The organism is Pseudomonas sp. MF6767 (genome assembly GCF_016405475.1).
In the GTDB taxonomy this organism is placed as follows: Bacteria; Pseudomonadota; Gammaproteobacteria; order Pseudomonadales; family Pseudomonadaceae; genus Aquipseudomonas; species Aquipseudomonas paracarnis.
Map to the genome: position 1 here is coordinate 49066 of NZ_JAEKCY010000020.1, position 12795 is coordinate 61860.

Sequence of the window (12795 nt, forward strand, 5' to 3'; positions counted from 1 at the left end):
AAGCGGTGGTTCAGTTGAATATTCAGTGACTGACACGCCGCCTTCGCGGGCAAGCCCGCTCCCACATTAGGTCAGCGTCAGCATTTTTTGCTCCATCGCCACACGCTCCAGACTTTTAAAATCTCCGACGCAGCGATCAATCCAGCCATTGCCAGTACGTTGTAATGCGGGAAAACTCGAGCGCCAATCAACAGGAGCGAAACGGACGGAATAATGTGCACAAGTCGTAAGGGGGTTTGAAAAAAGACAAGCCACCTGACTGATTTTTTCTGAAGAAAAAACATGGCACAGGATGCGAAAATTGAGGCCTGTAAAACCAACCAACGCCCCCATAAACATGACAATTTGCACATCACTGTGCTCTCGCAAAACATCTGAGGCGCTTATCACATCACTCAGATACGGAATTCCTTTTTTTCAGACGCCTCATCTGGCGTGACTGGATGACCTCTTACTCGCCCATCAACCTCAAGCTCTCCTCCTCAATAAACCCAAACACCTCTTCCGCCACACTGTACTGAAACTGCTTACGCCGATGCTTGGAAAGCTTCCCACCGTTATCCAGGCACATCATCACCAGCTTCGACAGATCGCTGCCGCGCACGTCGTAGCGTTGGTTCACCGCTTTGATCACTTGGTCATAACGGTCGAGGAATTCGGTTTCTTCGCGCAGTTCCACTTCCAGTGCGCGGCGGGCCATTTGCAGGGTGAATTCGACGCTGCGGGTCGCATCCCAGTAGCGATAGATCGAGGAGTGGCCGATGAAGTCGAACGCCATGTGGTCGGCGTCCAGCCAGGTGACGTTCCAGAATTCCCGAGTCGGCTGGGAGAAGGTCTTGAGTGCCTCCAGATAGGCTTGTTCCTCGTGCTTCATGGCGACAGAGACCGGTAGCAGCAAACCATTTTCCAGTGCGCCGTAGTGGCAGAGCGTCTGGTGAATCAGGAAGCGAGACAGGCGCCCATTACCGTCCATGAACGGGTGCAGGAAGACGAAACCAAAAGCGGTGACCGCGGCCGCCACTAAAGGATCGACGTCTCGCACGGGCTGGTTGGCGAAGGCCATCAGCTCTTCCATCAATTCCTGGCAAAGCGCGGGAGCTGGCGGCACGTAGCTCACACCGGCTGCGCCGCGTAGCCCGTTGTGCAGATGGTTCTGTTCGTGGCGAAACGCGACAGCTTTGTCAAACGGATTGGAGATGGCGCTGTTTTGCAGCTCGACCAAGTAGTCCTCGGTGAGCAAACGGCCTTCGTGGGCCTGGCGCAGGAGTTGGACGAAGCGGCGGGATTTTTCTTCGCTGGGTTGTTCTTTTTCGATGGCAAATGAGTCGCGGGTTTCGTGCAGGTATGCCCACTGGATGGCGCGGTCCATCATTTCCGGAGGGAGGGTGGCCATGAAGGATTTGGCACGAGCCAATACATCAAGCGCCAACAACGCTTCCAGCTCAGGCGTTCGCTCTACGGTGGCGCAATAATGCAAAGAGCCCAAACCGTTGAAATCCACTCGCCAACGACTGTTGCGAATGCTCGGGCCGGTTACATAGCGCTGGGGATCGAACAAGGGAACAACGCGACCACGAACAGGAAGGGTGTGATCCAGCATTTTCCCGGTAAAGCCTTCCCACAGAAAACAGGCTTTTCGGATAAACGCACCGTTAGGCGAGTCGGCCAGCGCGTCCAAAAACGGTTCTGGGCCGAGCTGTTCAAACACCTGGGCAAGTATCGCCAGGTTCACGCCTTCATGCTTAAGCGCAAATAACACATGCTCAAACAGCGCATGTTGGGCGGGCGCCACCGAATGGGGAACTGCCAGGCAGTCGCCGATCAAGGTAATCCTGGTCACCGGCTTGATCATCGCAGTCCTCAAGGGTGCGATAACCTTTAGATCCAGCGCCTCACACAGATGAGCGTATCCGACTGTTGGCATGGCGAGCTTTCCAGAAAAAATTCACTTAGGCGATTAAAGCCCAGTTTTTTTTACCGCTCACCATTTTTTTTTACATACTCGCCCTTATTTGGATATTTTTTTACACCTCTCGCCCACTCCGCAACATCAAGTTCAACTCATCCACCACCACCGCCCAATCCGCATCATCCAGAATCTCTTCACGCAAAAATGCCTTCTGGGCGTCGCTCCAAAAAAACGCGTCCGCCAGTTTCAACTCCGGCTTGAGCGGCGAATGAGAGGCGACAAATTGCTCGATACTGACCGGGTCGTGCGGCAAGCCAAGCTGTTTGAACAAAGCCGGTAGGCTGTGCACTGGCGATTCCATGGAGGGTTCCTCATAAGTAGGTTGAAGTGAGTCTAGCGGCAGCCTTCAGGTTGCGGCGCCGGTGCGTTGCATAGCACGAACAACCGCGCCCTGGCGCCACCGCCGTCCTGGCGACTGAGTTCGTGCCAACTGGTGGGCAGCGGCGCGAATTCATCCGGGGCTTCGTTGCTGCTGATCAACCATACCCGTCGCGTTTGAGCAGGCAGTGCTGAGAGGCGGTCCAAATAGATGCGGCCACCGTCCTGGTCCACCAGTGTGCCGAAACCATAGGCGTTCGGGCGAGTGGCAGTCCCGTCGGGTTTGGGGGGGGTGTAGAGCTGAAGTTGCGCGTCGGTCTGGTCGTAATACACGTAGCTGAGGTACCACATCATGTCGCTGAGGACGATGCGGTCGCCTTCCTGGTAGTTGCGATTGACGAACTCCACCGGCACGTTGAACTGGTCGTGTTCATCCACCTCGAAGTTGTTTTTTAACCCCAGCAGTTCTACGCCAACAAACAGTGCGAACAACGCCACGCCCAGCCAGGACAAACGGGACGGCAAACGGTCGATGGCAAGCGCCAGGACTATCGGCAGGCCTAACGCATACACCGTGAGGTAGCGCTCGATAAACACGGGCGAGATAAAGGACACGCCATAGACCAGCAGCAGCGGTAGCAGGCAAAACAGTGCCGGTAGGCGCGCCGCGTTATTGCGCCAGGCCGTCGATACAACCACCACGGCCAGCAGCAGGGGTAACAGCCAGAACAGCGGCGGCCACAGGCCGAGACCGTCATCCTGCAACAGGAACTGCCAGACCATCGACGGCAGTGACAGCAGATTGACCGGTTCTTCCCAACCAATGTCGCCGCCGACTTTGAGCTGTTCGACGTGCTGCACCAGGTCCAGCAGGTTGGGCAGCCAGGGTAGATACAGCAACACTATCGCCACGTTGGCGACCCACCAGGCAGGTCGCGTGATCAAGCGCTGACCCGGCGCCTGCAACCCCAGGTACGCCCAATGCACCAGCACGCACAGCGCAGTGAAGTAGTGGGTATAGAACCCGGCGCTCATCAGCAGCACATACACAGCCAAATAGCGCGCGCGTTCGGGCTGCCTCACCCAGTACACCAGCGCCAGCGTGGCGCCCAGTAGCCACACGCCGAGCAGCGAATACATACGCACTTCCTGGCTGTAGCGCACCGCAGTGGGCATTAGAACCAGCAGGATCCCCGCCAGCACGGCTGCGCGTCGGGTGGACAGTTGCCGTGTCAGCCAGATGCCCAGGCCCACGACGGCCACGCCGGGGATCGCACTCAGGCTGCGAATTGAGCCGATGCTGTCGCCGAACACCTCGATCCAACCGCGCAGCAGCAAGAAGTACAGCGGCGGGTGCACATCATGGGCCGCGTGAAACCACAGGTCGGCCAGGGCGTATTCGCTGAGCAACAGGCTGGAGCCTTCGTCGCCCCAGATCGCCGCCGAGGTGAGGTGGTAAAACCGCAGGGCCATGGCCAGCGCCAGGATCGGCACCCACCACAGGCGGCTGAGCCAGCCGGCACCTTCCCAGCTCAAGCGATGAAAGGCAGGCAATGCCCCGTCTTTTTCGTGTTGCTCTACCACAGACCGACGCATATCGACTCCGCTACTACTGCCCCTCTTACAGGACAAACACTACGCATGCGCAAACACCGCCACTCTAGGCCAAAAGCCCTGGCCTCGCTGCTGGAATCGGACAAATCAGCAATTTGTGTAGGCCTTCACCGAAGCACTCGCCGGATCAGGCTATTATTGCCCCTTCTCCAAGGACTCAGGATCAAGGAAACGTTATGCGTATCGGTTTGCTGTCACCTCTGGCCCTGGCCCTGCTGGCCGGTTTTTCCCTACCGGCCCAGGCCAGTTCTGACGACTCGTGCTACCCCGACTGGCGGGTATCGCGTGACAGCTACGAGCCGTGCAGCAACCAGCCGTTTCTCAGCCCTGGCAACGACAGCCGAGTGAACCTGCGCCTGTTGCTGGCCGACAAAAAAGCAGCACCCCTGGCCCCCAATGCCTTGGGCGAAGACGATTTGGCGCAAGGGTTCGGCCCGGTGCCGTTTCCGGTGTACCGCCTGGTGCCGGCTCCGGCCACGAATGAGGAGCCTGACAACAAGGCTGACGATTCACGCACAGCCGAACTCGACACTTTGCTCCAGCCCCTGGGTATCAAGCGCGAGGAGTACAAGACCGCAGGCCAGGCCTTCCTGAATGGCGAAGGCAGCCGTTGCCGCAGCAATGACGATGACAGCGCCACGGCGTTTATCAGCCAGGTGATCAAGGCCCAGATGCCGCCCGCCGAGCGCGATGTGTTGGTCAAAGCACGCCTGCAATTACTGAGCACCTGTGACTGGAGCCGCCAGGTGGTGGACGCGCAGCTGACCCCGTCGGCCAATGCTCAGTTGTTTCGTACCTACTTGCAGGCCGCCGGCGATTTCTACAGCGGGCGCTTCGATTACGCCGAGCGCGGGTTCGCCGCCGCCGCCACCAGCGATGTGCCGTGGCTGAAGGAAACGGCGCTGTACATGACTGCGCGTACGTCGCTGAATCAGGCCCAGGCCGAAGCCTTCGACGAATACGGCATGCCGCAACGCGAGCATGTGGATAAGTCGGCCCTGAGCGATGCCGAGCAAGGCTTTCTCGGTTACCTGAAAACTTACCCACAGGGCGATTACGTCGCCTCCGCCCGTGGGCTCTTGCGCCGTGTGCACTGGCTGGCGAACGACGACGCCAAGCTTGCCGAAGACTTCACCTGGCAATTCACCGAGGCCACCGACGCCCAGCGCAATGTGAGCGTGGACGAACTGGTGGAAGAGGCCGACCTCAAGTTACTGATGGTCGGCAACAAAGCCGCGAACAGCCCGATGCTGCAAGTGGTCAGCGACCTGATGGCGATGCGGGCCCACACCCCGCCGCTGTTGAGCCGCGAAGACCTGGATAAGCAAAAGAGCACCTTCGCCACTGAGCCCGCGCTGTTTGACTTCCTGCAAGCCAGCTATGCCCTGTACGTCGAACACCAACCCGACACGGCCTTGAAGCACCTGCCTGCGGATGTGCCATCGAGCCTGGATTACTTCGCCTTCAGCCAACAGACCCTGCGCGCCCTCGCCCTGGAGGCCAAGCAGGACTGGAAAGGCGCCGAAGCCCTGTGGCTGCAACTGCTGCCGCTGGCCAAGCAACCGCTGCAACGTGACCAGCTGGAGCTGGCATTGGCCATGAACTACGAGCGCAGCGGCCAACTGGCCAAGGTGTTCGCCGCCGACTCACCGATCAGCGCCAAGCAAGTGCGCTACATCCTGCTGCGCAACGTCGCCGGCCCCGACCTGCTACGCCAGCAGATCGCCAACGCCAGCGACCCGATCGAGCGTCAGAGCGCGCAATTCGTGCTCCTCTACAAAGACCTGCTGCGCGGCCAGTACGCCACCTTCGCCGATGACCTCAAGCAGGCCTCGCTCTCTGACGACAAACTCGGCACCAGCCTGGGCTACACCTATACCAGCGGCCAGACCTTGAAGCTGTTCCAATGGAACGGCGACAAGGCCGAATCTGGGTACGCGTGCCCAAGCATCGCGCAAACCGCGGCGACCCTGCAGAACGAGGCCAAAAACCCGCACGCGTTGAACTGCTTCGGTGAATTCATCCTGCGCAACGGCCTGGACGGCATGCCGTTGGAACAACCCCGCGCCGCCGGCAGCCTGGGCAGTACCGCCTCGGACTTCAAGGGTGAAACCTTCTCGCGCCTGGACGGCTACAAACAGGTGATCGCCAACGCCAAGGCGCCGAAAACCGACAAGGCCTATGCGTTGTTCCGCGCCATCAACTGCTACGCGCCGGCCGGCTACAACAGCTGCGGCGGCGAAGACGTTGCGCCGGCAGTGCGCAAAGCATGGTTCCGCCAACTCAAGAGCGGTTTTGCCGATACCCAGTGGGGCAAATCGCTGCAGTACTACTGGTGAAATCGCTGTGGCTAGGCTTGCTGTTGCTGGCAAGCCCGGCTTTTGGCGCCGTTGACGCAGGCGACTACGACGCCTTCTGGCTGTGGAGTGGCGTCACGCCCCAGCCGGTGATCAAGCAGGCAAAAACCCTGTACATCCTGCAAGGCCAGATCAACTCCACCCGCCGCGCGCCCCAGCGCGGCGTGCAATTGATCGCCCAGGGCATCAGTGTGCCCCGCATTACCCAAGGCGAAATCTGGGTGGTCTATCGCGCCCACACCTTGCACTGGCCGGAACAGGTCTACACCCAAGTGCTCGGCCAGGTGCAACGCTGGCGCGACACGGGTAACCCAGTGATCGGTATCCAGATCGACTTCGATGCTCGCACCCAATACCTGCACGAATACGCCGATTTTCTGCGCGACCTGCGCCAGCGCCTGCCTGCCGACCTGCGGTTGAGCATCACCGGCCTGATGGACTGGAGCAGCAACGCCGACCCGGCCGCCATCGCCCAGCTCAAAGGCGTGGTGGATGAAGTGGTGGTGCAGACGTATCAGGGGCGGCACAGCATCCCTGACTATGCCGCGTATTTGCCGCGGATGAATCGGCTGGGCGTGCCGTTCAAGATTGGCTTGATTCAGGGCGGGGAGTGGCAAGAGCCGGGGTATCTGCGGGGCAATGAGTGGTTTCGGGGGTATGTGGTGTTTTTGCAGAATCTTTGAAGTTTGGTAACACCTGTAGGAGCGAGCTTGCTCGCGAAAAACGTCAACGACAACGCGTGTTTCCTGATTGAACGCGGCGCCTGTGAGTTTTTCGCGAGCAAGCTCGCTCCTACAAAAAGCCTTAGCATCGAGCCGGTTTTTTGCAGGTAGCCTTAGAGGCTTGGATGATATAAGTTACCTTTATTGCTTTAAAGAGTGATATATCATGCAAGAAACAGCGAAGCCCTACCCGCACAAAGGGTACATCTCAGAGAGAAGCGCTGAGCTAATGAGAGGTATCGGGAACGGTATCGAAATAGCCCGCATTCGTCGCCGGTTGAAAATCTCCACCATATGCAGCCGCGCGGGCATTACACGGCAGACGTATCAGCGGCTGAGGCAGGGCGAGGCCGGCGTATCCCTCGGCGTGCTGATGAATGTGCTTAGCGCGATGGACTTGGAAGAAGGTATGGCGAGCATTGCGTCACCAGAACTTGACCAGGTTGGCATTACCATGAGCCTCGCCCGTGAGCCTGAGCGAATTCGCACTGAAGGAGAACACGATGTCCTGGAAGCCGATTGGTAATGCCTTTGTTTTTTCAGCTCACTTAGTCGGTGACCCGGTCCCTGTTGGCGAGGTGGCCATGCATGGGAATGGATTCGTTTTTCGCTACGCCAACAGTTGGCTCGCGCGGCCCGACGCATTTGCGATTGACCCGCTGAGTTTGCCACTGACCCCTAACCAGTATTCCTCGACGCGCATGTTTGGTGTGCTCGACGATGCAACGCCCGATAATTGGGGTCGGCGTGTTCTGCTGGCGACCCACAAACAGCATCCACAAAACGAAGTTGAATGGCTGCTTGCCTCGCGGGGAGCAGGAGTGGGTTGCCTGCTGTTCAGTGCGTCAAGAAGTCAGCTGCCAACCCTGCACCAACCCCCGCAATTTGAAGACCTTGAGAAAATCACGGTGGGCCTTGATCGAGTCGAGAAGGGTGACGTCGACCTGCCTGCGGAAATCGCACGGTTATTCGAGTTTGGGAGTTCCATGGGCGGCGCCAGGCCGAAGGTCACCGTGACCCATGAAGGCAAGGAATGGATAGCTAAACTCGGCCGTAGCGACGATGTGTTCGACCAGCCACGGGCGGAATTCGCCAGCCTTCAAATGGCGGATGCAGCAGGTCTACCCGCAGCCAAGCACAAGTTGGTAGAGGTCGCCGGCAAACCGGTGTTGATGGTCGAGCGTTTTGACCGACATGAAGCCGCTGGTCGCGAGCACTATGTCAGCTGCAACTCTCTGGTAAGCACTGAGAAGCCGAGAATGCGGGTTGATGCGGCTGACGGTGCCGTTTCCTACTCCAGGATCGCCGACGTATTGAAGAAGGTCAGCGACGATGCCACCTTTGACATGCGTGAGCTTTACAAGCGTATGGCTTTCAATGTGCTCATCGGCAATAGCGACGACCACCTGAAACAAACCGGGCTACTGCTGACCAGCGCCTCGGGCTATTCCCTTGCGCCAGTATTTGACGTGTTGCCCCACCCTACCCAACTAGGCTTGCAGGCGCTCATCATCGGCAATGAAGGCCGGTTATCGTCTGTCAGTAATTTGCTGAGTACGCCTGAACGCTTTGGGTTGGGGGCCGATGAAGCAAGGTCCATCGTCACGGATATGTATGCCGTCGTGCGAGAAGCCTCCGGTTTTTTCGAAGCAGCAGGCTGCAGCGGTGCCGAGGTGCGCATGCTTTCCAATGTGTGTACACGATTTGCAGCGGACCTGGTGTAGGGCGGCAACAGAGCGCACCCTTGAAGGGTGCGCGCCGCAGCAAATATCACCTAAACGCTAAGTTACCAATCGTAGGTCAGGCTCGACACCACCGTGCGTCCTTCCCCGTAGTAGCAATCCAGATCACTGGTGCACTGCGAGACGTAGGTCTTGTTGCTGAGGTTCTGCACGTTCATCGCCAGCTTCACGCCCTTGAGCTTGAGCGGCGAGGCGCCCAGGTCGTAGCTTAGGCTTGCATCGTAGACACTGTAGGACGGCACGTTGAAGGCGCCTTCGTAGTAGTCGCCCAGGCTTTGACGGGCGTAACGCACGCCAAGCCCTGCACCCAGCCCCGCCAAGGGCGTGTCGCCGAGCACGGTGTAGTTGACCCACATCGAGGCGGTGAGTGGGGAGATGCCGGCCGGGTGGCGACCTTGGCGGCCATCGTTGTCCTTGGTGTATTTGACGTCATTGCGCGCAGCCGAGGCGACCACGTCCCAGGCATCACTCAAGACGGCCTTGGCTTCCAGTTCAACACCTCGCGAGCGCAGGGCGCCGCTTTGGGTGCTGAAGGTGGTGTCCACCGGGTTGGTGGTCAGCACGTTTTCCTGATCCAGTTGATAAACAGAGGCCTGGATGAAGCTCTTCTGGCCCGGCGGCTGGAACTTCACGCCGACTTCGTACTGTTTGCCGGTGGAGGGTTCGAAGGGTTTTCGGTTCGCATCAGTGCCGGCCAGCGGCAGGAAGGATTCCGAATAGCTGACGAAGGGCGACACGCCGTTATCGAACAGGTACACCAGGCCCGCACGGCCGGTGAATGCCTGGTCTTTGCTGGCAAAGCGGGTGTCCTGTATCGGCTCCTTGTTCACCACATTCGCCCAGTCATAGCGGCCACCGAGTACCAGCACCCATTTATCCAGCTTGATCTGGTCCTGCAGATACAGGCCGGTCTGGGTAATGGTGCGGTCCCAGCGGTACGGTTGGCCGAAGTTCAAGGGCTGGCCGTACACCGGTTTGAACAGGTCGATGATCGGCGGGTTGCGGTCATACAGGCCATGGAACTGCGAGTTGGAATGGTAGTAGTCCAGGCCAACGATGAAGGTGTGGGACAGTGCGCCCGTGTCGAATTCAGCCTGGGCGATGCTGTCCACGCCGAACACTTTGTTGGTCTGCGACCAGTCCACGCCGAAGCGTTGCAGGTAGCGTTGGTCCTGCACGCCGGTGTTGGGGTTGGCGACAAAGCGGTAGCCGTGCAAGGGCGCGGTGTAGCGGTCGTCGACCTCGGCGTAACGGGCGTTTTGCTTAAGGGTCCAGATGTCGTTGAGGCGATGGGAAACTTCGTAACCCAGCACGTATTGCTCGCGGTTGTACTGGTTGACGCCCGGCTCGCCGATAAACACATCGCGCTTGATCTTGCCGTTGGGGTTGTCCCACAGCGTGCCGGACGCCGGCAGGCCTTGGGCTTCGGGCACGCCTTTGTCTTTCTGGTACTGGGCGAACAGGGTCAGGCTGGTGTCGTCGTTGGGGCGCCAGGTGAGGCTGGGGGCGATGAACTGGCGCTTGTTTTCGACGTAGTTGATTTCGTCTTGCGCGTCATTCGCCAGGCCGGTCAGGCGGTAGAGAAACTGCCCCTCCTCGTCCAGCGGGCCGCCCAGGTCGATGGCCGCGCTTTTGTGTTCGTAGGTGCCGGCTTCCAGTACCACTTGGTGTATCGGCGTTTCGCTGGGGCGCTTGCTGACCATATTGACGATACCGCCCGGCTGGTTCTGGCCGTAAAGTACGGACGCCGGGCCCTTCAGCACCTCGATGCGCTCCAGGGAATACGGCTCGATCTGCAACGCGCCACCTGTGCTGCCGCCGCCATAAGGCAGGTGCAGCCCGTCCAGGTACAGCGGCGTGGGCGAGAAGCCGCGTGACGTCGGCTCATCGAACAATTTGACTCGGTCGGCAAAACCACCAGCGCTCATACCTGGGGTGTAGAGCAACGCCTGGGTGACACTCTGGGCGCCACGCGCCTTGATCTCGGCGGCGGTGATCACGTTGATGGTCTGGGGGATTTCTACCAGCGCCGAGTCGGTCTTGCTGCCCGAGGCGCTGCGCTTGGCGACAATACCGTCCACCGGGCCCCAGGCGCTTTCCTGCTCCTGCCGGCCACTTATCTGGGTCGCGCCCAACTGCAAGGCTCCGTCGCCGGAAAGGGCCTGCAACGACCAACCGCCCTGGGATTGCACCGCCGCCAAACCACTGCCCGCCAGCAAGCGCTGCAATCCCGAACCTACACCGTAACGCCCTTTCAAGCCGGCGCTGCGCTTGCCGTCGGTGAGCGATGCGTCAACCGACAGCAAGATGCCTGAGGCACTGGCGAAACGGTTCAACGCCTGGTCGAGGCTGCCCGCCGGAATGTCATAGCTGCGCAGCGCTTCGGTGCTTTCTTCGGCTTGAACCATGCTCGGCAGTACCGGAGCCGTTGCCAGCAGGCCGGCAAACAGGCCACGACGCAGCGCGCGGGCCAAAGGTTGGATTGGGTGGTGCGACATGGCAGGACTCCCCGTGAGAACGCTTCTTGATTGGCTTTCAAGAGGTATCCCGAACGGGCCGCAGAAACCGACAAGCCCTGTACAAAGTATTTTCAGACCCGCGCCTTGATCGTTACCCAGTAACGGGTCACCGCCTGCACGTGCACGGGCAATGAACGCTCCAAGGCCGCCAGGATCGCGTCGGTGTCGTTCAGCGGGAACACGCCGGTCAACAGCAGCTTCGACACCGCCTGATCACAGCGCAACAGGCCCGGGCGGTAGCGGCTCAGTTGCGCCACGAACTCACCCAACGGCTGGCGCTCGGCAACCAGACGGTGCTCGGTCCAACTGCCGGCATTGGCGCTCACTGCCGGCAACGCGGTGCTTTGACGCGCGTTGAACCATAGGCTGTCCCCTGCCTGCATATGCACCGGCGCACCCTGCAACGGCGTGACCCGCAGGCGACCTTCGTACAAATCCACGCGGCTGCCGTCGGGCAGTTCCCGCACCGCAAAGCGCGTGCCCAACGCCTGCACATCACCGGCAGGCGTTTCGACGATCAACGGGCGCGAGGCGTCGTGGCCGCTGGTCAGCAGGACCTCGCCTCGGATCAGCCGAATACGCCGCTCGGTAGCGCTGAAACGCAGGTCTACGGCGCTGTCACTGTTAAGGTCCAGTTGCGTGCCGTCGCTCAAGGTCATATGGCGAATTTCGCCCGTGGCGGTACGCAGCTCTGCAAAGGCCGCCTGCCAGGGCTCGCTGCGTTGCACCAGATAGCCGCTGCCACCGGCCACCAACAACAGGCCGAGCAATTTGAGCGCGGCGCGGCGCTGGGTATCCGGGGTGTCGCGCAATACGGCGCGAGCGCTGTCGGCGGGTACGCCGCCAAGGGTGTGTTGCAGCTGCTGCAAGCGCTGCCAGGCGCGGCGGTGTTCCGGGTCAGCGGCCTGCCAGCGGGCGAACGCCTGGCGCTGCTCGCCCTTGAGCTCGCCGCCCCATTGCAGCATCAACCACTCGCTGGCTTGCTCGACAATCGCAGGGGCGATGGGCGCGTCGCGCTTCATTCTTCGTACACCACCTGGTAGCAGGCGACGATGGCCCGGGTCATGTACTTCTGCACCGAGCTGACGGTGACGCCCAGGCGCTCGGCGATTTGCGCATAGCTCAAGCCTTCGAACTGCGACAGCAAAAACGCACGGCGCACATTGTCGGGCATGCGGTCGAGCATGGCGTCGATCTGCATCAGGGTTTCGAGGATCAGCGCGCGGGTTTCCAGGGACGGCGACTCGGGCTCGGGCAAATGCGCGATGCTTTCCAGGTATGCACGCTCGATGCGCAGGCGGCGCCATTGGTCGATCACCAGGTTGCGGGCGATCTGCGCCAAGTAGCTGCGGCTTTCTTTGTCACCCGGGAAGCGCCCGGCCACCAGCAGGCGCAGGAAGGTGTCCTGAGCCACATCGGCGGCCTGTTCCCGGTCGCCCAGACGCTTGCGCAACCAGCCTTGCAGCCAGCCATGATGGTCGCGGTACAGGATGTGAAGCTGTTGCTGGCCGTCAGTCGCGATGCCCATGAAAAGCTCAGAAGTGTTATTGAGAG

General features: G+C 60.1%; 11 protein-coding genes. 4 read left to right on the top strand and 7 right to left on the bottom strand.

Annotated features, from left to right (window positions below):
• Window positions 1–66: 66 nt before the first annotated feature.
• The 4 genes from JFT58_RS24630 to JFT58_RS24645 form a co-directional block, all read right to left on the bottom strand.
• Entirely contained in the window at window positions 67–351 is a 285-nt protein-coding gene (locus JFT58_RS24630) for a hypothetical protein (RefSeq protein WP_125919887.1), read from the bottom strand.
• Window positions 352–451: 100 nt separating this feature from the next.
• Complete coding sequence (locus JFT58_RS24635) at window positions 452–1924, bottom strand: Fic family protein (protein ID WP_054896847.1); 1473 nt, start codon at window positions 1922–1924, stop codon at window positions 452–454.
• Between the two features lie 100 nt (window positions 1925–2024).
• Entirely contained in the window at window positions 2025–2270 is a 246-nt protein-coding gene (locus JFT58_RS24640) for a DUF2789 domain-containing protein (RefSeq protein ID WP_054896848.1), read from the bottom strand.
• A 32-nt stretch (window positions 2271–2302) separates the two neighbouring features.
• Window positions 2303–3883: a glycosyltransferase family 39 protein gene (locus JFT58_RS24645; RefSeq protein ID WP_054896849.1), complete on the bottom strand. Its 1581-nt coding sequence runs from the start codon at window positions 3881–3883 to the stop codon at window positions 2303–2305.
• A 194-nt stretch (window positions 3884–4077) separates the two neighbouring features.
• On the opposite strand from JFT58_RS24645, the gene JFT58_RS24650 reads away from it, so the two are divergent.
• From JFT58_RS24650 to JFT58_RS24665, 4 genes are all read left to right on the top strand, one after another.
• Window positions 4078–6240, top strand: a complete 2163-nt coding sequence (locus tag JFT58_RS24650) for a hypothetical protein (RefSeq protein WP_054896850.1) — start codon at window positions 4078–4080, stop codon at window positions 6238–6240.
• Window positions 6237–6941, top strand: coding sequence for a DUF3142 domain-containing protein (locus JFT58_RS24655; RefSeq protein ID WP_054896858.1), 705 nt, complete (start codon window positions 6237–6239; stop codon window positions 6939–6941). The genes JFT58_RS24650 and JFT58_RS24655 overlap by 4 nt, the downstream gene beginning before the upstream one ends.
• 205 nt (window positions 6942–7146) lie before the next feature.
• On the top strand, window positions 7147–7506 hold the full coding sequence (locus JFT58_RS24660) for a helix-turn-helix domain-containing protein (RefSeq protein WP_014716379.1): 360 nt from the start codon (window positions 7147–7149) through the stop codon (window positions 7504–7506).
• A complete protein-coding gene (locus JFT58_RS24665; RefSeq protein WP_332875136.1) occupies window positions 7448–8704 on the top strand; it encodes a type II toxin-antitoxin system HipA family toxin in 1257 nt (418 codons plus the stop codon). The genes JFT58_RS24660 and JFT58_RS24665 overlap by 59 nt, the downstream gene beginning before the upstream one ends.
• Before the next feature lie 62 nt (window positions 8705–8766).
• Here the strand turns inward: JFT58_RS24665 and JFT58_RS24670 are convergent, their stop codons facing one another.
• The 3 genes from JFT58_RS24670 to JFT58_RS24680 all read right to left on the bottom strand — a co-directional run bounded on the left by JFT58_RS24670 (window position 8767) and on the right by JFT58_RS24680 (window position 12769).
• Window positions 8767–11220 (bottom strand): TonB-dependent siderophore receptor, encoded by a 2454-nt coding sequence (locus JFT58_RS24670; RefSeq protein ID WP_054896851.1) that lies wholly within the window; start codon window positions 11218–11220, stop codon window positions 8767–8769.
• 92 nt (window positions 11221–11312) lie between these two features.
• Window positions 11313–12263, bottom strand: a complete 951-nt coding sequence (locus JFT58_RS24675; protein WP_054896852.1) for a FecR domain-containing protein — start codon at window positions 12261–12263, stop codon at window positions 11313–11315.
• Window positions 12260–12769, bottom strand: coding sequence for a sigma-70 family RNA polymerase sigma factor (locus JFT58_RS24680; RefSeq protein ID WP_019819531.1), 510 nt, complete (start codon window positions 12767–12769; stop codon window positions 12260–12262). The genes JFT58_RS24675 and JFT58_RS24680 overlap by 4 nt, the downstream gene beginning before the upstream one ends.
• Window positions 12770–12795 lie beyond the last annotated feature (26 nt).